Annotated in this window: 23 protein-coding genes; 9 read left to right on the top strand and 14 right to left on the bottom strand. The window is 67.7% G+C overall.

Translation table 11 applies throughout. The features are described 5' to 3' along the window. Window positions 1-56 precede the first annotated feature (56 nt). From ACW176_RS03415 to ychF, 3 genes are all read right to left on the bottom strand, one after another. Window positions 57-734: a dienelactone hydrolase family protein gene (locus ACW176_RS03415; RefSeq protein WP_492110893.1), complete on the bottom strand. Its 678-nt coding sequence runs from the start codon at window positions 732-734 to the stop codon at window positions 57-59. Beyond that, window positions 734-1,417, bottom strand: coding sequence for a dienelactone hydrolase family protein (locus ACW176_RS03410; RefSeq protein WP_492110892.1), 684 nt, complete (start codon window positions 1,415-1,417; stop codon window positions 734-736). The genes ACW176_RS03415 and ACW176_RS03410 overlap by 1 nt, the downstream gene beginning before the upstream one ends. Before the next feature lie 68 nt (window positions 1,418-1,485). Further along, window positions 1,486-2,586: a redox-regulated ATPase YchF gene (ychF, locus tag ACW176_RS03405; protein ID WP_492110891.1), complete on the bottom strand. Its 1,101-nt coding sequence runs from the start codon at window positions 2,584-2,586 to the stop codon at window positions 1,486-1,488. Between the two features lie 120 nt (window positions 2,587-2,706). Here ychF and ACW176_RS03400 point away from each other — a divergent pair, with 120 nt between their 5' ends. The 3 genes from ACW176_RS03400 (at window position 2,707) to ACW176_RS03390 (ending at window position 6,134) form a co-directional block, all read left to right on the top strand. Next, window positions 2,707-3,537: a pirin family protein gene (locus tag ACW176_RS03400; protein WP_492110890.1), complete on the top strand. Its 831-nt coding sequence runs from the start codon at window positions 2,707-2,709 to the stop codon at window positions 3,535-3,537. A 204-nt stretch (window positions 3,538-3,741) separates the two neighbouring features. Beyond that, window positions 3,742-4,947 carry a saccharopine dehydrogenase family protein gene (locus ACW176_RS03395; protein ID WP_419318941.1) on the top strand — a complete coding sequence of 402 codons (1,206 nt, stop codon included), beginning with the start codon at window positions 3,742-3,744 and terminating at the stop codon, window positions 4,945-4,947. Between the two features lie 2 nt (window positions 4,948-4,949). Beyond that, complete coding sequence (locus ACW176_RS03390; protein WP_492110889.1) at window positions 4,950-6,134, top strand: carboxynorspermidine decarboxylase; 1,185 nt, start codon at window positions 4,950-4,952, stop codon at window positions 6,132-6,134. Window positions 6,135-6,276: 142 nt separating this feature from the next. Here the strand turns inward: ACW176_RS03390 and pth are convergent, their stop codons facing one another. The 7 genes from pth to lgt form a co-directional block, all read right to left on the bottom strand. After that, entirely contained in the window at window positions 6,277-6,894 is a 618-nt protein-coding gene (gene pth / locus ACW176_RS03385) for an aminoacyl-tRNA hydrolase (protein WP_492110888.1), read from the bottom strand. A gap of 92 nt (window positions 6,895-6,986) precedes the next feature. Beyond that, the gene (locus ACW176_RS03380) at window positions 6,987-7,583 is read right to left on the bottom strand and encodes a 50S ribosomal protein L25/general stress protein Ctc (RefSeq protein WP_492110887.1); all 597 of its coding nucleotides are present in this window, start codon (window positions 7,581-7,583) and stop codon (window positions 6,987-6,989) included. A gap of 154 nt (window positions 7,584-7,737) precedes the next feature. Beyond that, entirely contained in the window at window positions 7,738-8,826 is a 1,089-nt protein-coding gene (locus tag ACW176_RS03375; protein ID WP_419318937.1) for a hypothetical protein, read from the bottom strand. 136 nt (window positions 8,827-8,962) lie between these two features. Beyond that, the gene (locus ACW176_RS03370) at window positions 8,963-9,901 is read right to left on the bottom strand and encodes a ribose-phosphate pyrophosphokinase (protein ID WP_492110886.1); all 939 of its coding nucleotides are present in this window, start codon (window positions 9,899-9,901) and stop codon (window positions 8,963-8,965) included. A gap of 344 nt (window positions 9,902-10,245) precedes the next feature. Further along, a complete protein-coding gene (gene pgeF / locus ACW176_RS03365) occupies window positions 10,246-11,031 on the bottom strand; it encodes a peptidoglycan editing factor PgeF (protein WP_492110885.1) in 786 nt (261 codons plus the stop codon). Window position 11,032: 1 nt separating this feature from the next. After that, window positions 11,033-12,259 (bottom strand): class I SAM-dependent methyltransferase, encoded by a 1,227-nt coding sequence (locus tag ACW176_RS03360; RefSeq protein WP_492110884.1) that lies wholly within the window; start codon window positions 12,257-12,259, stop codon window positions 11,033-11,035. Then, a complete protein-coding gene (gene lgt, locus ACW176_RS03355; RefSeq protein WP_492110883.1) occupies window positions 12,246-13,142 on the bottom strand; it encodes a prolipoprotein diacylglyceryl transferase in 897 nt (298 codons plus the stop codon). The genes ACW176_RS03360 and lgt overlap by 14 nt, the downstream gene beginning before the upstream one ends. Window positions 13,143-13,256: 114 nt before the next feature. On the opposite strand from lgt, the gene ACW176_RS03350 reads away from it, so the two are divergent. The 6 genes from ACW176_RS03350 (at window position 13,257) to ACW176_RS03325 (ending at window position 16,835) form a co-directional block, all read left to right on the top strand. Continuing rightward, window positions 13,257-13,523 (top strand): accessory factor UbiK family protein, encoded by a 267-nt coding sequence (locus ACW176_RS03350; protein ID WP_492111868.1) that lies wholly within the window; start codon window positions 13,257-13,259, stop codon window positions 13,521-13,523. Between the two features lie 131 nt (window positions 13,524-13,654). Further along, entirely contained in the window at window positions 13,655-14,161 is a 507-nt protein-coding gene (locus tag ACW176_RS03345) for a type III secretion system chaperone family protein (protein ID WP_419254060.1), read from the top strand. 57 nt (window positions 14,162-14,218) lie between these two features. After that, entirely contained in the window at window positions 14,219-15,010 is a 792-nt protein-coding gene (gene proC / locus ACW176_RS03340) for a pyrroline-5-carboxylate reductase (RefSeq protein WP_492110882.1), read from the top strand. Between the two features lie 89 nt (window positions 15,011-15,099). Then, on the top strand, window positions 15,100-15,351 hold the full coding sequence (locus ACW176_RS03335; RefSeq protein ID WP_419318930.1) for a hypothetical protein: 252 nt from the start codon (window positions 15,100-15,102) through the stop codon (window positions 15,349-15,351). 29 nt (window positions 15,352-15,380) lie between these two features. Next, on the top strand, window positions 15,381-16,232 hold the full coding sequence (locus ACW176_RS03330; protein ID WP_492058532.1) for an SPFH domain-containing protein: 852 nt from the start codon (window positions 15,381-15,383) through the stop codon (window positions 16,230-16,232). Between the two features lie 60 nt (window positions 16,233-16,292). Further along, window positions 16,293-16,835 (top strand): TetR family transcriptional regulator, encoded by a 543-nt coding sequence (locus tag ACW176_RS03325; protein ID WP_492110881.1) that lies wholly within the window; start codon window positions 16,293-16,295, stop codon window positions 16,833-16,835. A 121-nt stretch (window positions 16,836-16,956) separates the two neighbouring features. Here ACW176_RS03325 and ACW176_RS03320 read toward each other — a convergent pair whose 3' ends face one another. The 4 genes from ACW176_RS03320 to ACW176_RS03305 form a co-directional block, all read right to left on the bottom strand. Next, window positions 16,957-18,294, bottom strand: coding sequence for an ATP-binding protein (locus ACW176_RS03320; RefSeq protein WP_492110880.1), 1,338 nt, complete (start codon window positions 18,292-18,294; stop codon window positions 16,957-16,959). Further along, the gene (locus tag ACW176_RS03315; protein ID WP_419318927.1) at window positions 18,294-18,995 is read right to left on the bottom strand and encodes a response regulator; all 702 of its coding nucleotides are present in this window, start codon (window positions 18,993-18,995) and stop codon (window positions 18,294-18,296) included. Before ACW176_RS03315 ends, ACW176_RS03320 begins: the two co-directional genes overlap by 1 nt. Next, entirely contained in the window at window positions 18,992-19,498 is a 507-nt protein-coding gene (locus tag ACW176_RS03310) for a MarR family winged helix-turn-helix transcriptional regulator (RefSeq protein ID WP_419318926.1), read from the bottom strand. The genes ACW176_RS03315 and ACW176_RS03310 overlap by 4 nt, the downstream gene beginning before the upstream one ends. A gap of 241 nt (window positions 19,499-19,739) precedes the next feature. Beyond that, the gene (locus ACW176_RS03305; protein WP_492110879.1) at window positions 19,740-21,788 is read right to left on the bottom strand and encodes a TonB-dependent receptor plug domain-containing protein; all 2,049 of its coding nucleotides are present in this window, start codon (window positions 21,786-21,788) and stop codon (window positions 19,740-19,742) included. Window positions 21,789-21,799: the final 11 nt, after the last annotated feature.

Here is a 21,799-nt window from a genome sequence, read left to right as displayed (position 1 = left end):
CGCCTGCCGCTCTGAGGGCGTCAGTCGGGTCGGCTCGATTGAGCCGGCCGCTTCGCTCAGGCCTCGCCCCGGTTGCCGCCGCCCCGCTGGAACAGTTGCAGAGTGCGCAGCATGGCCAGCCGCGCACTGTCGGCGTGGTAGCCGTTAGGCGCCACGAAGGCGTGGCCGGCGTCGTAAAGCCAGACGGGCAGGTCGGGATGGGCGGCCTGGATGGCTTCGACATCGGCCGGGGGTATCAGCGGGTCGGTCTTGCCGAAATGCAGGGCGGTGGGGACGGTCGGAACCTCCCCGATAAACTGTACGACGTCGCCGCCGTAAAAACTGGATACGCCCGATAAACCCGCACAGCGGGCGGCGGCCAGCCAGGCGGTCGTGCCGCCGAAGCAAAAGCCCATGGCGAACACCGGACCGTCCAGGGCGTCGATACAGGCCTGGACGCGGGGCAGGGTGCTCAGGCCCCAGCCTGTGGCCTCGCCCATGGCCATGCGCTGGTCCAGGACCGCCGGCTCGGTATTGGCCTGCGGGAACGGCGCGTCGGCGGCGTCCAGCAGGGCCGGGGCGATCACTTCATAGCCCTGCTGGGCCAGGGTGTCGGACAGCTCGCGGATATGCGGCGTCACGCCCCAGATGGCGTGCAGAATGACCAGACCGCCGCGCCGGGCGTCCTGATGCAGCGCATGCCAGGCGCTGAACGGCGCGCCGTCGCGGGTGGCCAGGGCGATGCGCTCGCCCATCAGGCCGCGCCGTGGGCCAGGAACAGGTCCAGGGTCCGCTGACGCGCCGCTAGCGCATCGGCGAGGTCGGAGTCGGGCCGGCCGTCATTGTTGAAGCCGTGGCCGCTGGCCTCGTAGATGTGCACCGCCACCTCGGGGTGGGCGGCTGCGATCGCGGCCTTGACCTCGTCGGCGGGGATATGCGGATCCTTGCGGCCCAGATGGACGATGACCGGGCAGGAAAGGGCGAACTTCGCCATCCCCGCCACCTGGCCGCCATAGTAGCTGGCGGCGGCCGAAAGGCCCGTGCAGCGCGACGCCGCCAGCCAGGCCATGGTGCCGCCGTAGCAGTAGCCGACGACGAACACCGGGCCGCGCGGGGCCAGGAAGTCGATACAGGCCTGGATGTCGCCCATGGCGTTGTCGGGGCCGTTGGCCATGGCGTATTTCACGCCGGCCTCGAACCCGGCCGGATCGTGCTCGGCGACGAAGCCCAGTTCCTGACGGTCGAACATCGCGGGCGCGACCACCTCGAAGCCCAGCTCGGCCCAGCGCGCCACGTCGGCCTGGACATACTGGTCGAGGCCGAAGATCTCCTGGATCACGATCACCCCGCCCTTGCGCACGCCCTGCGGGTGCTCGTGGGCGGCGGTGAAGACGAAGCCGTCATGGACGGCGGTCAGGGTCAGCCGGTCGGTGGTCATCCGCGTGCGTTCCTTGCCGATATGAAAACGGCCGGGACGTTTCCGCACCGGCCGCTTGATCTGGTGGTCTAGACGTTGAACCGGAAGTGCATCACGTCGCCGTCCTTGACGATGTATTCCTTGCCTTCGGCCTTCATCTTGCCGGCCTCCTTGGCGCCGTTCTCACCGCCCAGGGCGATGAAGTCCTCGAAGGCGATGGTTTCGGCGCGGATATAGCCCTTCTCGAAGTCGGTGTGGATGACGCCGGCCGCCTGCGGGCCGGTGTCGCCCACATGGATGGTCCAGGCGCGGGCTTCCTTGGGGCCGACCGTGAAATAGGTCTGCAGGTCCAGCAGCTTGTAGGCCTCGCGGATCAGGCGGTTCAGGCCCGGCTCTTCAAGACCCAGGGTTTCCAGGAACTCACTGCGCTCTGCGGCGTCCAGCAGGGCGATCTCGCTCTCGATCTGGGCCGAGATGACCACGCTCTTGGCGTTGTCCTTGGCGGCGCGTTCGGCCACCAGGTCGCTGTAGTTGTTGCCCTTGTCGGCGCTGCCTTCGTCGACATTGCAGACATACAGGGCCGGCAGCGAGGTCAGCAGTTGCAGCATGTGCCAGGCTTTTTCGTCGTCGGCGTCGATCTTGGCGGTGCGGGCCGGACGGCCTTCGCGCAGCAGGGCCAGGGCGATATTGGCCAGGCGCAGGGTGTTGGCGCTTTCCTTGTCGGCGCCGACCTTGGCGCGCTTTTCCAGGGCGGGGACGCGCTTTTCCAGGCTTTCCAGGTCGGCCAGCATCAGTTCCATCTCGATGATCTCGAGATCGCTGATCGGGTCGATGCGGCCTTCGACGTGGACGATGTCGCCGTCCTCGAAGCAGCGGGCCACGAAGGCCACGGCGTCGCAGTCGCGGATATTGGCCAGGAACTGGTTGCCCAGGCCCTCGCCCTTGGACGCGCCGCGCACCAGGCCGGCGATGTCGACGAAGGTGATCCGGGCCGGGATGATCTCCTTGGAGCCGGCCACCTTGGCCAGGGCGTCAAGGCGCGGCTCGGGCACGGCCACTTCGCCGGTATTGGGCTCGATCGTGCAGAACGGATAGTTGGCGGCCTGGGCCGACGCCGTCTGGGTCAAGGCATTGAACAGGGTGGACTTGCCGACATTGGGCAGGCCGACGATGGCGACTTTAAGGGCCATGGATCTCTCGTGAATTTCGTTGGGGGCGACCTAGCACGGATCGGCGGCGAACGCGAAGGGCCGGGGACTTGAACCCACTGTAACCGCATCCGATATCGATGGCGCAAAAGGAGCCGTCAGATGAGCCTTCGACCCGTCGTGAAGATCGTGAAGGGCGTCCCCGCCTCGGACGGCGACGGCGTACGCCTGACCCGGATGCTGGGCACGGCGGAGGCCCAGATGTTCGATCCGTTCCTGATGCTGGACTGTTTCGACAACGACCAGGCGTCCGACTATATGGGCGGCTTCCCCGACCACCCGCATCGCGGCTTCGAGACCGTGACCTACATGCTGGAAGGCCGGATGCGGCACCGCGACAATACCGGCCGCGAGGGGATCATCGGTCCCGGCGGCATCCAGTGGATGCGGGCCGGCCGCGGCATCGTCCATTCCGAAATGCCCGAGCAGAGCGAGGGCCGGATGCGCGGCTTTCAGTTGTGGGTGAACCTGCCCGCCAGGCTGAAGATGAGCGCGCCCGGCTATAGCGAGTTTGAGAGCGAGGCCATTCCCGTGGAAGCCCGCGACGGCGGCGTGTCGGTCAAGGTGATCTCGGGCGTCACGGAGGCCGGCACAGCCGGTCCGATCGGCGGCGGCGCAGTCGATGCGCTCTATTTCGACGTCGTCCTGCCGGCCGGAAGCCGCTTCGAGGAGCCTGTGGGCGCCGACCGCAACGCCATGCTGGCGGTCTATGAGGGTCAGGTGCGCGTGGCGGGTGGCAAGATCGATGCCCTGTCCGGCGTGTTTATGGGCAAGGGTGACACGGTGCTGGTCGAGGCGATCACTGACGCCCGCGTGCTGCTGCTGGCGGGGTGTCCGATCGGCGAGCCGGTGTTCTGGCACGGCCCGTTCGTGATGAACTCGCGCGACGAGATCGTGCAGGCCTTTGAGGATTTCCAGAGCGGCAAATTCTAACCGCAGATCGGTCCGGCCCGGCATGAGCCGTGGCCCCCGCATCACGATGGCGGGACGGAGTCTGCGTCAGATCCGGACAAGGTAGAGAACTGTCGCAGCTTCTGCTTAGGGTGATTAGCGGACTCGTTGTCCTCGTGATATGACCCCGGCCCCCTCTTTCAGGCGTTAGACTGCCAGAGGCTACAGGCGTTAGGAGAAGCCCAAATGAGCAGGGTGCTGGTTATCGGTGCTGGCGGTGTTGGTTCGGTCGCTGTCCACAAGATGGCGATGAATGCGGACGTGTTTTCGCACATCACGCTGGCGAGTCGGACGAAGTCGAAATGCGACGCCATCGCCGAATCGGTGAAGTCGCGCACCGGCGTGACCATCGATACGGCCGCGCTGGACGCTGACGACGTCGCCGCCACCACGGCGATGATCAAGGCGGTCAAGCCGGCGCTCGTGGTCAATCTGGCCCTGCCCTATCAGGACCTCAACATCATGGACGCCTGCCTGGCGGCCGGGGTGAACTATCTCGACACGGCCAATTACGAGCCGCGCGACGAGGCCAAGTTCGAATACAGCTGGCAGTGGGCCTATCAGGACCGCTTCAAGGACGCCGGTCTGATGGCGCTGCTGGGCAGCGGCTTTGACCCGGGCGTGACCTCGGTGTTCACCACCTACACCAAGAAGCACCTGCTGGACCGGATCGACACGCTCGACATCCTGGACTGCAATGGCGGCGACACGGGCCTGCCCTTCGCCACCAACTTCAATCCCGAGATCAATCTGCGCGAAGTGACCGCCCCGTCGCGGCACTGGGAAAACGGCGCCTGGGTCGAAGGCCCCGCGCTGAGCCACAAGCAGGTGTTCGACTTCGACCAGGTCGGCGAGAAGAACATGTACCTGATGTATCACGAGGAACTTGAGTCCCTCGTGAAGTTCTATCCCGAGATCAAGCGCATCCGTTTCTGGATGACCTTCGGCGACAGCTACCTCAAGCACCTGGAAGTGCTGGGCAATATCGGCATGATCAGCATCGAGCCGATGATGTTCCAGGGCCGCGAGATCATCCCGATCGAGTTCCTCAAGGCCCTGCTGCCCGAGCCCTCGTCGCTGGGCCCGATCACCAAGGGCAAGACCAATATCGGCACGATCGCCACGGGGATGAAGGACGGCAAGGCGCGCACCGTCTACGTCAACAACATCTGCGATCACGAAGAAGCCTATGCCGAGACCAACAACCAGGCGGTCAGCTACACCACGGGCGTTCCGGCCATGATCGGCGCGGCCCTGATGCTGACCGGCCAGTGGAAGGGCGCGGGCGTGTTCAACATGGAACAGCTGGATCCCGATCCGTTCATGGACATGCTGAACAAGCACGGCCTGCCCTGGAAGGTCCAGGACCTGGCGGCCCCGCTGGCGTTCTAGGCATGGAAACCAAGGCCGCCGGCCCCGGCGCTTTCGCCCGCTTTGACCTGACCCGCGTACCGTCGCCCTGTTTCGTGGTCGACGAGGTCGCGGTGCGGCGCAACCTGGCCATGCTCAAGGCCGTGGGCGACGGCTCGGGCGCAAAGGTGCTGCTGGCGCTGAAGGCGTTCTCGATGTGGTCGCTGGCCGGCGTGGTCGGCGAATATCTCGACGGCGTCTGCGCTTCGGGCCTGTGGGAAGCGCGGCTGGCCCGAGAGTTCTATAGCGGCCACCTGACCACCTACTCGCCGGCCTACAAGCGCCAGGACCTGCCGGCGATCCTGCGGATCTCCGACTCGGTGATCTTCAACACCCCCGACCAGATCGCGCGGTTTGCCGATCTGATCGCGGCGGCGCGGGCGGCGGGCGATGTGTTCGACATCGGCCTGCGCCTGAACCCCGAGCACAGCGAGGCCGAGGTCGCCAAGTACGATCCCTGCCAGAGGGGCTCGCGCCTGGGCTTCCCCGTCTCGCAGCTGCGCCCCGAGCATCTTGAGGGCGTCGATGGTTTGCACATCCATGCCCTGTGCGAGCAGGACTTCGAGCCCCTGCGCCGGATCTGGGCGTCGGTGGAGCCGAGGCTGGAAGGGATGCTGGGACAGCTGAAATGGCTGAACCTGGGCGGCGGCCACCACGTCACCCGCGCCGACTACCAGACCGCCGACCTGATCGCCTTCCTGGCCGACATCGGCCAGCGCCACGGGCTGCAGGTCTATATCGAGCCCGGCGAGGCCATCGCCCTCGACGCCGGCATACTGGTCGGCGAGATCCTCGACACCTTCGACAACAGCGTGCCCGTCGCCATCACCGACATCTCGGCCACCTGCCACATGCCCGATGTCATCGAGGCGCCCTATCGGCCGGCGATGCTGGGCGAGGTCAATGTCGAGGGCGGGGGCGGCGTGACGATGCGGATCGGAGGGCCCTCGTGCCTGGCCGGCGACATCATCGGCGACTACGGCTTTGCGACCCGGCCGGTTCCGGGCCAGCGCATCGCCTTCCTCGACCAGGCGCACTATTCGATGGTCAAGACCAACACCTTCAACGGCGTGCCCCTGCCGGCTATCGCCCTGTGGAACAGCGACAGCGACGCCCTGAAGCTGGTGCGCGAGTTCGACTATGCCGAGTTCCGCGACCGGCTGTCCTGAGGGCTAGAGCGGATCGACATTCAGGATCGCGACGGCGGCCGATCTCTTCAACTCCGTCATTCCCGCCACAAGGGCGGGAATGACGGTGAATAGGGGACAATGGCCGGCTGAATGTCGATAAGGCCTGGTCTTCCGACCCGATCTAGCTTTCAGGGGCGGGTTTCTTGGGGTCGGACTTGGGCGAGGGCGCCAGGCGCATGACCTCGGCCTGATAGCGCTCGTCGTCGCCGGCCGCCGCAAAGGGCAGGGCGTCGCAGACCGCGTCCAGCAGCGGGTCCAGCCACTGGTGCTCGACCTTGTGGAAGTCGCCCAGCACATAGTGCATGACCATGGCCTTGTCGCCGGGATGGCCCACCCCGATGCGGCCGCGCCGGAAGGCGTCGCCGACCTGGCTGGTGATCGAGCGGATGCCGTTATTGCCCGCCGCCCCGCCGCCGGCCTTCATGCGAAAGCGCCCCGGGGCCATGTCGATCTCGTCGTGGAAGACGATGACGTCGGCCGGCGTCAGCTTGAAGAACTTCATCGCCTCGCCCACGGCGCGGCCGCTCTCGTTGTAATAGGTCTTGGGCTTGAGCAGCAGCAGCTTGACCGGGCCATTGGGCGTCGAGACCGAGCCTTCGCAAGCCAGGCCCTGAAAGCGCGCGCGCCACGGCCCCGTGCCCCAGCGCCGGGCCAGGGCGTCCACCGCCATGAAGCCGACATTGTGCCGGTTCTTTTCGTACTTGGCCTCGGGATTGCCGAGACCGGCCAGGATCAGCATTGCTTCAATCCACGCGGGAAGCTCAAACGAAAAACGGGCGGGCTCGAAAGCCCGCCCGTCTCGATAGTCGATCGGACAACCGATCCGAAGCCTTAGGCGGCGGTGGTGTCGCCTTCGCCCGATTGCGACGCAGCCGAGGCCTTGACGTTGGCGATCACGAAGTCGCGGTCCATGGCGGTCTTGACGCCTTCCGGCAGCTTGACTTCCGAGATGCGGATGACGTCGCCGATGTCGTGGCCGGCCAGGTCGATGACCAGTTCTTCGGGGATCTGGTCGGCCGGGCAGGCCAGCTCGACGGTGTGACGGATGATTTCCAGCGTGCCGCCCTTCTTCAGGCCGACCGAGGTTTCGTGGTTCTTGAAGTGAACCGGAACTTCGATCTTGATCAGTTGGTGCTCGCTGACGCGGAACAGGTCGAAGTGGACCGGCTCGTCGGTGACGGCGTGGAATTGCACGGCCTTGGCGATGACCGACTGCTTCTCTTCGCCGTACTGCAGCGTGACCAGGTGGCCCAGCAGCTTGCCGGTGAAGAGCGCCTTGCGGAATTCGTTGCTCTTGACCGCGATGTTCACGGGAGCCTTGCCGCCGCCGTACAGGACGCCGGGGACCTTGCCGCTGCGGCGGGTTTCGCGAGCGCCGCCGGTGCCGGCGCGGTCGCGGAGTTCAACGTTCAGAATGATTTCGGCCATGGTGTTCTCTCTGGAGAGCCGGTGCTCTCGAAATGCAAAATCGCCGCACAGGACTGGATTGTCCCGCTCGGTCGACGTTTTTAGGATGGGGCTACATACACAGAAGGGCCGGGCGATGCAACGCCCGGCCCTTCCACGTCCGTTGAGGCGCAGCCTATTTCCGGGGCGCGGGCTTCTTGGCGGCGGCCTTGGCGTTCTTGGAGTTGCGGCCGGCCCCGCCGGCTTGGGCGATCGAGGCCTTTACCGGCACGGCGCGCGGCGGCGGCGGCGGTTCGATCGGCATCGGCGTGCCCGAAGCCTTGATCACGCACTGGCCGGTATCCATCAGGATGTGCTGACCCAGGCAGAACACGTCTTCGTAGTGCGGCTTGGAGACGGCCAGGCACTGATAGAGGTTCAGCTTGCCCATGTTCAGGCACATGGCCGAGTTGGGCTCGGCCATCACCGCCTCGATGGTGGCCAGGTTCTCGTCACCGGCCGCGCCCAGCGCCGCCAGGGCGGCCACGGCCAGGCCGCGAATGACCACCGGTGAATAGGGTCCCGAGGCCGCGCGCGGCGTCAGGGTCAGGGGCTGGGCGCCGACCGAGGCCTGCTGCAGGGCGGCCACGTCGCTGGTGTCGCCCAGGGCCGGGATCGCCGACATGGTCTTGGCATAGGCCAGGCGCACGTCGCGGTCGGGCACAGAGGCCTTGGACCAGGACGAGTGCTGCACGTCATAGGCGGCCTGCTTGACGGCCTTGCCGGCGATGAAGACCTTCAGGCCTTCGGCGCCCAGGGTGTCGATGACCAGGCCGGCGGCGGTGTCGCTGCCCTTGAAGCCGACGGCATAGGCCGGATCGGCGACCAGCTGGGCGATCACCTGCTGGCGCTGCACCGGATCGGCCGCGAAGCTGCGCACGGCGCCGACATAGGCCGGATCCTGCAGGGCGATGACGGCGGCATAGGCGATGACGCCCGACAGCAGCTGCTTGGGCTCATAGGCCACAGCGACCTTCAGCGAGGACTGGATCTGTTCGCCGTTCTGGAACTTGGGGTCGATCGCCCCGGCCCGGGCCATGTAGCCGCGATAGGCGCTGGCGCGCTCCACCAGCACATTGGACAGGGTGATCGGCGGCGGCGCGGGCGGTGCGACGACCACGGGCGGCGGCGGCGGGGGAGGCGGGGTCTCGCAGCCGGCCACCACGGTGGTCAGGGCGACGGCGGCCGTCAGCAATACGGCGCGCGCACGCGAAAAGATGGGCATTCCGGGCAACTTCCCCATGGGTCTGGTTTCCGCGAATAGCATCCGCGGCAGGCGGTATTGTGACACTCAGCCTCTTAACCAGCCTTTGACAAGCGTGGCCGCAAGCGGCTTCGCCCAAAGGGTGAGAAGTCGGGGGTCAGTCGAACAGCTTGGAGACCGACTCTTCGTTGGCGATCCGGCGGATCGCTTCGCCGATCAGCGGGGCGCAGGAGACATAGCGGATCTTCGGGCAGGCCTTGACCGGGTCGGAGGCCTCGATCGAGTCGGTGACCACCAGTTCGGTCAGCACCGAATTGGTGACCCGTTCGGCGGCTGCGCCCGACAGCACCCCGTGGGTGACATAGGCGCTGACCGAGACCGCGCCCTGGGCGACCAGGGCGGCGGCGGCGTTGCACAGGGTGCCGGCCGAGTCGGCGATGTCGTCGAACAGGATGCAGCGGCGGCCCGAGACGTCGCCGATGATGTTCATCACTTCCGACTGGCCGGGCCCCGAGCGGCGCTTGTCGACGATGGCCAGGTCGGCGTCGTTCAGACGCTTGGCCAGGGCCCGGGCGCGCACCACGCCGCCGACGTCGGGCGAGACGACCATCAGGTCATCGCCGATCGAATAGTTGCGGATGATGTCGTCGGCCAGCAGGCGCGAGGGCAGCAGGTTGTCGGTCGGGATGTCGAAGAAGCCCTGGATCTGGCCGGCGTGCAGATCCATGGTCAGCACGCGGTCGGCGCCCGAACGGGTGATCAGATTGGCGACCAGCTTGGCCGAGATCGGCGTGCGGCCGCCGGTTTTGCGGTCCTGGCGGGCATAGCCGAAATAGGGGAGGACGGCGGTGATCCGCTTGCCCGACGCGCGCTTGAGGGCGTCGATGCAGATCAGCAGCTCCATCAGGTTGTCGTTGGCCGGATAGCTGGTCGACTGCAGGACGAACACATCCTCGCCGCGCACGTTCTCGTCGATGGTGACGAACACCTCCAGGTCGGCGAACCGGCGCACCTGGGCGCGGGTCAGCGGCATGTCGAGATACTCCGCAATCGACTGGGACAGCGGGCGGTTCGAGTTGCCGGACAGCAGCTTCATGGGGTCGCTCGGAGCAGGGGGGTGCGCGTTGCGGGGCTTCTAGCAGTGATCGGCCGTCGAGCAAGACCTTAACGGCCGGCATGACGGATCTGCGACGCTTTGTGGCTTTCGGGTTGGGTTTGGGGTCTGTCGGCATGCACGACTTCAACAGCGCATGACCCCAACCCCTCATAGCTCTGTCATTCCCGCCCTTGTGGCGGGAACCTCTTTATCCGCCGCAGGTGCGGGAGGGGCGGCGTGCTCAGCACGCCGCTTTCGCTGCAGGTGGCCGCTGAACGAGGGGTTCCCGCCACACGGGCGGGAATGACGAGGAATGAGAGGGGCGGTTGGATGTCGATCCGTCCTCACCCCTCCAGCGCGATCGCCGACAGCAGTCGCCCATAGTCGCCCTCGCCGTTGAGGAAAGCGCGGCGGTTGGAGAAGAACAGGGCCTCCTCGGCACGGGTGTCGTGGCCCACCCATTCGCGCTGCTCGATCCCGGCGGTGCGCAGGCGGTCCAGCACGAAGGCGGGCAGGTCGAACATCCGCTTGTCGTCGCTGGCGCCGGGCCGGAAGAAGTGGCCCGAACCCGGACTATCCGCCTCGAAGCGGTGCAGGAAGTCGACGCTCACCTCATAGGAGTCCGGCCCGATACAGGGACCGACGGCCGCGACCATCCGCGCCGGATCGCCGCCGAGCACCACCATCTTGTCGACAGCGGCCTGGACGACGCCGTCCAGGGCGCCGCGCCAGCCGGCATGGGCGGCGGCGACAATGCGCGCCACCGGATCGACGATCAGCACCGGCGCGCAGTCGGCCGACAGCGCGCCGCAGATCACGCCGGGCGTCCGCGTGACGACGGCGTCGCCCTCGGGCCGGACGTCGCCCCAGGACCCGTCTGCGACGATCGCGATGGTCGAATGGATCTGGTAGCAGGTGTTGAGATCTTCGGGCGCGACCCCGAACCAGCGTGCGGTGCGGGCCCGGTTCTCGATCACGTCGGCCGGCTCGTCCTTGCTGCCCCGCCCGACGTTCAGGCTGTCATAGATCCCGGTCGAGACCCCGCCCTGGCGGGTGAAGAAGGCGTGGCGCACGCCGGGCGCGGCGGCCAGCAGCGGCGACTGGATGGTGGGCAGTTGGCTGTGCGGCATGTCAGGCGACCTCGAAACCAGGCGGCGTGAAACCGGGCGCATGAAGGCACACGGCCTTGAACAACGCGCCCATCTGCGCCTGACCGGTCAGACGATCAAGCTGTCTTGCGATCTGGTCGGCGCGATCAGGGCGGGCGGCGGCCAGGGCCTGGGCCCGCGCCTCGATGCCCAGCATGGCCAGAAAGACCGCCTGCTGCAGGATCGGCCCGGCTTTCGCGCCGGCCTCGACGCCCGCCGCCAGCACGGCGGGGAAGTCGGCCCAGACGGTCAGGTCGGCCTGGCCGGGGCTCTTCAGCGGGTCGACCTTGCGGTGGTCCTGCAGGGCCTGCAGCGTGTCGCCGGGGCCGGCTGCGTCGCGGCCATAGTCGATCAGCAGGGCCGCGCCGCCCTCGGTGGCGACCCGGTAGCCGATCTCGGCGCCGAGGGCCTCCTGGGCGGGCGAGGATTCCAGGACGGCGCCGGGTGGAAGGTCCTCCCCCTGATGGGGGAGGCTTTCGCCTGTCGCCGAAAAACGGTTGTCATCTCGGACGAGCGCGAAGCGCGAAGATCCGGGACCGACGCCTGAACTCAGTGTTTCCGGCGGTCCCGGATCTGCGCTTCGCTTGTCCGGGATGACAGCTGTTTTCGCTGCGCGGCTCCCTGCCCCCCTGGGGGGAGGACTTAGGGCCTTCAACCCGAACGCCAACTGATCATTGTCCAGCCCGATCACCCGCTCGGCCCAGCCGGTCTCGGTCCGGACGAACTGTCGGGCGGGCAGGCAATCGAGCACCTCATTGGCGACCAGGATCATCGGCGCGCCGCCCGGCACCGCCTCCAGCCGGTCGGCCCACTGCGGCGCGGCGCCGGCCAGCCGCTGCGCCTGCAGCGTCCGCAGCGGCGGCGACACCTCGACCAGCCACAAGTCGGCGGCCGTCAGAAAGTCGGGCGCCAGCTTGGCCGCCCGCAGCAGGTCGCTGATCAGGGTCCCGTCGCCGGGGCCCATCTCGACCAGCCGGAACGGCGAGGGGCGGCCCATGCGGATCCAGGTTTCCACCGCCCACAGGCCGATGAGCTCGCCGAACATCTGGCTGACCAGCGGGGCGGTGATGAAGTCGCCGCCGGCCCCCAGATCAGGCCGCGTGGCGTAGTAGCCATCCTGCGGATCGTGCAGGCAGCGGGTGAAATATTCGGCGACGCCGATCGGTCCGTCCTGGGCGATCTGCGCCTTCAGGCGATCAAGCAGGCTCATGGGTCTGGTCGGCCGGTTCGCGCAGGGCCTTCCACAGCAGCCAGATCCCGACCAGCAGCATCGGGATCGACAGGATCATCCCCATGGTCAGGCCGAAGGGGAAGTCGGGCATGCCCTGGTCGGGATTGCGCACATTCTCCAGCAGGGCCCGGAACAGGCCATAGCCGATCAGGAAGGTCCCGATCAGCGCGCCCCGGCGCTGCAGCCACTTCAGGTGATGGGTCGCCACCCAGAGCATCGCGAACAAAACCACGCCCTCGAGCGCGGCTTCATACAGCTGGCTGGGATGGCGGGGGTCGGGACCGGCGGGGCAGCGTCCGCCATTGGCGGCCTGGATCGTCTGATTGCAGAAGATCACCCCGAACGGATGGTCGGTGACCCGGCCCCACAGCTCACCATTGATGTAGTTGGCCACCCGGCCAAAGAACAGACCGATCGGCGCGACCGGCGCGATCAGGTCGCCCAGCTTCAGCACGTCGATCTTCTGCTGGCGGGCGAACAGGGCGATGGCTGCGCAGACACCCAGGAAGCCGCCATGGAAGGACATGCCGCCCTCCCAGATCCGGAAGGCCACCAGCGGGTTGTCCATCAGGCCGCTGCGCTGGCCCTCGTTCATCAGCATGTAGAAGAGGATATAGCCCAGCCGGCCGCCCAGGATGATGCCCAGGGTGATCCACAGGATCAGGTCGTCGATCTGCAGCGGCGTCGCCGTCGGCGTCCGCCCGTTCCAGACGGACGGGCTGTTGACCAGCCGGATGATGTAGCGCCAGCCCAGCAGGATGCCGGCCACATAGGCCAGGGCGTACCAGCGGATCGCCAGCGGGCCCCATTGCAGGGCCAGCGGGCCGATGTGCACGACCGGGTCGATATCGGGAAAGATCACGCCGCTGGCTCCGTTCTGGACAGATCGTCGCAGGCATAGCCGGTTCGGCCTTCGCTTTCACCCCCCGCTTACCATATAAGGATCATGCAAAAGTCGCCCGCACCTGGAACCTCGATGCACAGCCAGAACCCCTTCCTCGACGAATTCGCCAAGCTCACCCAGGCGGCCATGGGCATCGCCCAGACGGCCGGCGAGGAAGCCAAGACCGCCATGCGGGCCCAGGCTGATCGTCTGGCGGCCGAGTTCGACCTGATCCGCCGCGAGGATTTCGAGGCGCTGAAGGCCGAGGTTGCAGCTCTGCGCGAGGAGGTCGCCAGCCTCAAGACCAAGAAGCCCGCCGCCCCCAAGGCCGACAAGAAGTCGGCGGGAACAGGCGAATAGGCGGACGGTCTTTCGCTCTCGACGTGAAGGGGCTGTTACGCCGCTCGCGAACCAGATTAGACTCAATTCGACGTAAGCGATTCATGGTGGGTCTCACGCCCGCCATCGCTCACGGGACGCGCAGGATTCCCATGGACGCCCAACCGGAAGACGACGACGTCCTGATGGCTCTCGACCCCCTCGAAGTGGTCGAGCATGTCCTGTCGGCCGAAAACCTGACCTTTGATCGCACCGACGATGGCGATCTGGCCTTCGCCCTGACCGGCGACTGGAAGGACTATGAGCTGTGGTTCGCCTGGCGGCCCGAGGCCGACTGCCTGCAGCTGTGCCTGTCGCTGGACCTGCGCGCGCCCAAGACCAAGCGCGCCAGCGCTTATGAGCTGCTGGCCATGATCAATCAGCGCGTCTGGCTGGGCCATTTCGAGGTCTGGACCGACGATGGCGAGGTCGTGTTCCGCCACGCCCTGGCCCTGCCCTCGGGCGAGCGCCCGACCATGGCCCAGGCCGCCTCGATGATCGACGCCGCCGTCGAAGCCGCCGACCGCTTCTATCCGGCCTTCGACTTCCTGCTGCAGGGCGCCAAGACCCCGGACGAGGCCATGGCTGCCTGCATGTTCGAGACGGTGGGTCAGGCTTAGGGCTTTAAATCCTTCTCCCGCAAGGGGAGAAGGGTGACGGCAGCGGAGCGTTCTTCCATGACCCCCATCCTCCTCCTCGGCGCCGGTCGCATGGGCGGCGCTCTGATCCAGGGCTGGCGCGAAGCCGGGGCCTTTTCCGCCGCTGACCTGATCGTTCGCGATCCCAATGTCGACGCCGCTGCCTTTGAAGGCGCTCTGGTCAATCCGCCGCTGGACGCCCTGGTCGCCGCCAAGACCGTACTGCTGGCCGTCAAGCCGCAGATCTGGCGCGAGGCGATCAGGGATGTCGTGCCGCACCTCGCCCCCGACGCCGTCATCGTCTCGATCGCCGCCGGTGTAAGCGCCGCCGACATTGCCGAAGCTTTCGGCGGCCGCGCCGTGGCCCGGGTGATGCCGACCACCGCTGTCGCCATCGGCCGGGGCACGGCCAGTATCCATGCCGTCGATCCCAAGGCCCGCGCCGCCGCCCACGCCCTGTTCGCGCCGGTCGCCACGGTGGTCGATCTCGATGACGAAGCGCTGATGCACGCCGCCACCGCCGTCTCGGGCTCGGCCCCGGCCTATCTCTACGCCTTCGTCGAGGCGCTCGAAGCCGCCGGCGCGGGGGCGGGTCTGGATTCTGCCGCCTCCGCCCAGCTGGCCCGCGCCACCATCATCGGCGCGGCGGCCCTGATGGAGGCCGGCGGCGAGGAGCCCTCCGAACTGCGCAAACAGGTCACCTCGCCCGGCGGCACCACGGCAGCGGCGCTGGCGGTGCTGATGGGCGAAGGCGGCTTCGGCGACCTGCTACCCCGGGCGCTGGATGCGGCCATCGCGCGGTCAAAGGAACTGGGCGATCAGCCAGCCTGACCCGGACCTAACCAAAAAAAGTCACTCGCCTGGCCTGAGCGGCGCGATAGACTGTTTAACAGACCCGTGCGCGTGTTGCTGGAGGACGAATGACCGACAGGCAGTACTTCAGCATCGCCAAGGCGGTCGCCTATCTGATCCTGTTCGCGGCCGCCGGCGTGGTGCTTCTGAGAGTGGTGATCGGTCCCCTTTGGGGATCGGCCTCTGACCTTGGCATGATCGGCTCGGTCCTGGCCGCTGCGGCGGGGGTTCTGGGCATGGCCTGGCTCGGCCGCCTGATGTTTCGTGATGTCGCCAGGGGCCTTTCGCCCGACACCCGCCAAGAGATTTCCAAGCCATGAGCACCGTGTCCAACTTACCCCGCAAGCCGATGACTCCGACCGCCTTGCGCAACGTGCTGGTCATTACCGTCGGTGTGCTGGTTCTGCTGATGGGGGGCTGCCAGGTGCTGTCACACAGCACGACCGTGGAACCCGGCAATGTCGGGGTCAAGATCAAGACCCTCGGCTCGGGCGCGGGGGTCTCCAACGACGCCCTGCCGGCCCGCTGGTACTTCCGGGGCATCGGCGAGCGCATCGTCCAGTACCCGGTGATCCAGCGCACCTACAGCTACACCCGCGAGAAGGACGAGCGCGGCAACGAGAACGAGGAGATCACCTTCTCCGACAATACCGGTCTGCCGATGACGGCCGACGTCTCGGTGACCATGCAGGTCAATCCGGCCTCGGCCCCGAACCTCTACCAGACCTATCGCCTGACCTTCGACCAGCTGCTGGACGGTCCGATCCGCAACGACGTCCGCTCGGCCGTCGCGGCCGAGGCCGAGAAGGTCGGGGTCGAGACCCTGTATAGCGGCGGCCGCCAAGTGGTGATCCAGAAGGCCTTCGCCCGGGTCGCCGGCAAGTGGGCCAAGCACGGTGTGACGGTGTCGCAAATGGACTGGATCGGATCCATCCGCTACCCGACCGCCGTGATCGACCAGATGCAGCGCAAGACCCAGCTGGAGCAGGAAGCCCTGGCCGCCAAGGCGCTGGAGGCCAAGGAAACCGCCCTGGCCAACGCCGCCGTCGCCAAGGCCAAGGGCGAGGCCGAGGCCATCCGGATCAAGGGCGAGGCCCTGCGCTCCAATCCCCAGGTCCTGCAGCAGCAGGCGATCGAGAAGTGGGACGGGGTGCTGCCCAAGGTCACCGGAGCCTCGACGCCGTTCGTCAAGATCGACTGACGGTTCGCCGGGCGCGGGTCTCGCCTTGCCAGATCCGCGCCCGGTCTCCATCTGTTGGCCATGACCGCCGCTGAAGACATCCTCGACCGCGCCGCCGCCGCCGCCCTGGCCCTGGCGTCCGACAAGCCCTGGCATTTCATCGCCCTGCGCGACATCGCTCTGAAGGCCGAGATCCCGTTCGGCGAGCTGTACGCCCTGGCCTCGGGCAAGGGCGCGGTGCTGGCCCACCTGTCGACCCGCTTCGACCGCGCGGCGCTGGGCACCGTCTCTGCTGACGAGGCGACGTCGCACGATCGTCTGTTCGATGCCGCCATGGCCCGGCTGGAGGCCATGGAGCCGCATCGCGCGGCCCTGATCGCCATCGCCGCCTCGGAGGGCGTGGTGGTCTCGGCCTTGCGCTTTCCCAAGACGGCGCGGGCCATCCTCGAGGCCGGCGGCGTGGAAGCCACGCCGGTTCGGCTGGCGGCGATGACCGCGGTCTGGGCGCGAACGGTCCAGGTCTGGCGCGACGACGAAGGCGCGCTGAACCGGACGATGGCCGAGCTCGACAAGCGGCTCAAGCAGATGGCCGAGCGGCTCTCGAAGATCGGGGCGGGGTTCTGATGCTCCCCCTCTGGGGGAGCTGTCGCGGAGCGACTGAGGGGGACGTCTCGGCTTAGGCCGCGCTGCCCCCTCCGGCCCTCTGGGCCACCTCCCCCAGAGGGGGAGGATCTACGTCGCCGCCCTACGGCAACCGCATCACCGCCCGCAGCCCGCCCATCGCCGACCGCTCCAGCACCAGGTCCCCGCCCAGGCCGCGCGCCATGTCGCGGGCGATGGCCAGGCCCAGGCCGACGCCCTTTTCGTTCTGGTTGCGCGATTCATCCAGCCGGTTGAACGGCTTGAAGGCTTCCTCGTAGCGATCTTCGGGGATGCCGGGCCCGTCGTCCTCGACGACGACCTCGACGCCGCCGGTGATCCGCGCGGCGGCTGTGACCTTCACATGATCGCCATAGGCCTTGGCGTTGTCGATCAGGTTGGCCAGCGCCCGCCTGAAGGCGTTGGGACGCAGCTCGACGGTCAGTTCGGGCGGCACGCTGGACTCGACGGCGGCGCCAGCCCGGAGCGCCGCCGCCACCACGCCGCCGATCAGCTCGGCCAGGTCGACGGTCTGGGGCGCTTCCCCGCCCTCGCCGCGGGCGAAGGCCAGGTACTCGTCGATCATGTGCTCCATCTCGGCCAGATCGCCCTTCATGGCGTCCATCCGCTCGCACGGCTCGGCCAGGGCCATTTCCAGCTTCAGGCGGGTCAGCGGCGTGCGCAGGTCGTGGCTGACGCTGGCCAGCAGGGCGGTGCGCTGTTCGATATGGCGCTGGATGCGGGCCTTCATGGCCAGGAAGGCCATGGCGGCCTGGCGCACCTCGCGCGCGCCGTGGGGCTTGAAGTCGATGTCGCCGCCGCGCCCAAAGGCGTCGGCCGCGTCGGCCAGCCGCTCGATGGCCCGCACCTGGTTGCGGATGAACAGGATGGCGACCGCCGTCAGCAGCAGGGTCGCCACCACCATCCAGACGATGAAGATATGGCCCTGGGTGGCGAAGGCCCGGTCGCGCAGGGCGTAGATCTGCAGCACCCCGCCGCTCACCTGCACGCGGATGTCGATATAGGCGGTGTAGCGGGTGGTATCGAACCAGAACGGCACGTTCAGCCGGTCGGCCAGGGCGTCCTGCAGCGAGCGGTCGAGCGCCGGAACCAGCGAGGTGCGCCGGCTGGTCGGCAGCTTCTTGCCCTTCTGGAAGGCGATGGAGAGGGCCAGGGATTCCTCGGCCCGGTCGGCCAGCTTGGTTACGGCCTCGGGACTGGGATCGTCCTGATAGCTGGCCACCGCCCAGGCGACGTCGCCGGCCAGGCCTTCGGACAGGCGGCTGTTCACCGTCTGCCAGTGGGCGTCGAAAAAGGCCCAGGTCACGGCGATCTGCATCACCGCCACCGGCAGGACGATGATCAGCAGCGAGCGGCCAAACAGCGAGGTCGGCAGCCAGCGCTTGATCTGGCGGGGGATGTAGAGCTTGGCGCGCAGGCGCATCAATCCGGCGCCAGCCGATACCCAATGCCGCGCACCGTCTGCAGATAGCGCGGGTTCTTCGGATCCGGCTCGATCTTGCGGCGCAGGCGGGTGACCTGAACGTCGATGGCCCGGCCGGTGGCGTCGGCGGTGTCGCGGGCCAGTTCCAGGCGGTCGACCGGCTCGTGGGCCGAGCGGGCCAGGCGGCGCATCAAGACCACCTCGGCCTCGGTCAGGCGCACCGGCTGGCCGTCGCAGGTCAGTTCGCCGCGCTCGGGCTCGAAGGAACAGCGGCCCAGGGACAGCTCGCGCGGGCCCGTGGGCCGGGCATTGGTGCGGCGCAGGATGGCCTCGATGCGCAGCAACAGTTCCTGCGGCTCGAACGGCTTGCCCAGATAGTCATCGACCCCGTGGCTCAGGCCCTCGATGCGGTCCTGGGTCTGGTCGCGGGCCGTCAGCATCAGGATCGGGGTCTTGCCGGTCTCGCCGCCCATGGCCCGCAGGCGCTTGGTGAAGGCCATGCCGTCCTCGCCCGGCATCATCACGTCCAGCACCATCAGGTCAAAGTCCAGCGAGCCGCACAGTCGGTCGGCGCCGGCCGCATCGGCGGCGGTGCTGACCCGAAAGCCGGCACGGACCAGGAATTCCTTCAGCAGCTTGCGGATGCGGTCGTCGTCATCGACGACCAGCAGATGGCGTTCGCGGCGTTCCTCGGGCGTCATGCCACCACTCTACGCGTCGGACCCACGCCCTGTCTCGGCCCGGCGAGAGCCGCCAGGATGCGGCGCGTGCCCGCCACCCCGTCCAGCCCGCCGGTGCGATAGGCCTTGGCCAGCAGGGTGCGCAGCCGGTCGGCGGTGCGTGCCTCGAAGGCCACGCCCTCCGGCGTCAGCACAGCGGGCTTGCGGCGGCCGTCCAGATCGCCCGAGCCGCGCTCGACCAGCCCCGCCTTGGTCAGGTCGGCCAGGGTGCGGCTGGCGGCCTGCTTGGACAGGCTGGTCAGTTTCGACAGGTCCTGCACGCCGATGCCGGGCCGGCGGCGCAGCAGGAAGGCGGCCCGCCAGTGCGAGCGGCCCAGGCCCAGGCCCTCGGCTTCCAGGGCCGTGTCGACCGCCGCCCACAGGGCCGCCTCGGCCAGCAGGATCAGCTCCAGGCCGCTGTCCAGCTCTTCCTCGCGCAGGATAAGCCGGGGGTCGGCCGCGCCTTGCTGCAGGGGGGCTATCATCGCCGTTGAGTCCACTTGTCTGTCGGTCGGAATGTCGGGAGGTCCAGGGCGCACGGTGGCCGAGATCGACGAGGCCCGCAAGGCGAGCACGACCCAGAACAGGCGCGGCGGCCGTTCTGCGTGCTCGATCACCGGCCGTGACGAAGAGATGAGCGGTGTTTCAGCGGCGCGGCCCTGAACGACCAAGCCGCCCGGGATCGCTCCCGGACGGCTCGCGGAGGTCCTGGCGTGTGGCCCGACGTCAGAAGGTCTTGCGCAGGCGCAGCGAGACGAAGGTGTTGGGGTTGATGGCCCGGTCCTCGATGAAGGCCACGGCGCGGGTCGTGCGGTTGGCATAGACGGTGCGCTTCTGGCTGTAGTCGTCCCAGAGGTTCAGCTGGGCGCGGATCGCCAGGGTCGGGGTCGGCTTGTACTCGACGAAGGCCTCGTAATACTGGGCGCCGCGCCAGATGCTGGTCTGGTCCGGATCATAGGTGCCCTGGCCCAGCAGCGGCAGCCAGTTGATCCCCCATTGGGTTTTGTAGCGCACCAGATCCTGCTGGAAGCCCAGATTGGCCTGGGTGGGGCGAACATTGGAGATCGGCCGGTCCTTGCCCGTGGTGGGGTCGGTGACGTGGGTCTCGTTCCAGTCGTTCTTGAAGGTGAAACGACCGCCCGGGATGCCCAGCCTGTCGACCGGCACGACGATGTTGACCGACAGCTTGTCCAGCGTACCGTCGCCGATATTGCCGGTCGCCGACAGGCCGCCCGGCAGGGGCAGGCGGTCGATCACGCCGATGATCTCATCGTGGCGATAGCCGATCGAGACGATGCCCTCGCCCCAGAACCGGCGCTCATAGGTCAGTTCGGCGATCCAGCGCTGTTCCGGTTCCAGATCGACATTGCCGCCATAGACGGTCCCGTCGTCCAGCGCGGCCGAGGCGGCGAAGTCTTCGAAGTCCAGCTGGCCTAGTTCGCGCTCGAAGCGGAACCGGACCTGGTTCTTGTCGGCGGGCGTCCAGGTGGCGAGCAGGCGCGGCTTGGCGAAGAAGAAGCTCTTTTCCTGATCGGCGTCGCCCGACTGCTTGATGGTCGAGGTTTCCAGCCGCAGGCCGCCTTCGAGGCTGAGCTTGGGGTTCACCCGCCAGGTGGCCTTGGAGAAGGCCTCGCCGCGGGTTTCCTCGACCTTGACCGAGGCCGAGGGCAGGGGCACGGCCACGCCGCCCTGGGTGAAGGCCTGGTCGACTTCCAGCATGTTGTAGGCGACCTCGCCGCCGACCTCGAGGGTCAGGGACGCCGAACGCTCGCTGCGCACCAGGGCGCGGAAGATCGACTCGGACGATTCGCCCTCGGCGCTGAACTTCTGCTCGGGACGGGCGACGCCGCCCAGGGTTTCCTTGCCGGTCGAGACCTCGTCGAAGGTCTCGAACTCGTGGATCGCACGGGTCTCCAGCGTCCAGCCTGGCGTGATCGGGCGGGTCCAGGTCAGGCCCAGCTCGCCGTCCTTGTCTTCGTAGTGGTAGTCGCTTTCGCGCTGGGCCACGGGCGAACGCTGCACGGTCCACTGCTGCCAGTCGCCGACGCCGTAGCGGGCGGTGGCGTCCAGCTTGCCGCCGGCCACGGGGCCGTTGAAATTGCCGCGGATCGAGCGGCCGCCGCCCCAGCCGTCGTTCTGATAGAATTCGTCGCGGGTCACCGCGCCGGTCCCGTCGCGGCGGATCGTGCGGCCCGGACCGTTGGAGTCGCTGGTGCCCATGCCGTCCGACAGGGTGACGCCCCAGCTGCGCTCGCCGTCGCGGGCGGTGAACTGGTAGGAGCCGCCAAAGACGTCGTGCCCGCCGTCGAACAAAAAGGCGTTCATCGTCAGGATCGACTGGCGGCTGGCGGTGGTCTTGAGGATCACGTTCACGATCACCGAATAGCCCTGCATGTCGACGCCGGCCGCGCCACCACGGATCAGTTCGATGCGCTCGACCTGGTTGGCGGGGGTGCGCGACATCACGCTGGAGCCGGTGTCGTTCTTGGAGGCCGGGCGATTGCCGTTGATCAGGATGTTGCCGACCGCGCCCTCGAAGCCGCGCGCGCCCGAGCCGTCATTGACCGAAAAGCCCGGTACGCGGTTGATCATGTCCAGGGCGGTGTTGGGGCGCTGGGCGGCGAAGAAGTCGGGCTGGAAGACCAGAACGCCGCGCTGGCTGGCGTCGCCCGCGACCGCGCTGGCCGGCGCCGGCGTTTCGGCCGTCTGGGCCGCGAAGGCCGAGCCGGCGGTCAGGACAAGCGCTGTGGTGGCCAGCAGAATGGTTCTGGTCATCGATTTCCCCC

Source organism: Caulobacter sp. FV1ye13L, assembly GCF_058681155.1.
Note: the sequence above shows the minus strand (reverse complement) of the source record. Positions and strands in the feature narration are given on the sequence as shown.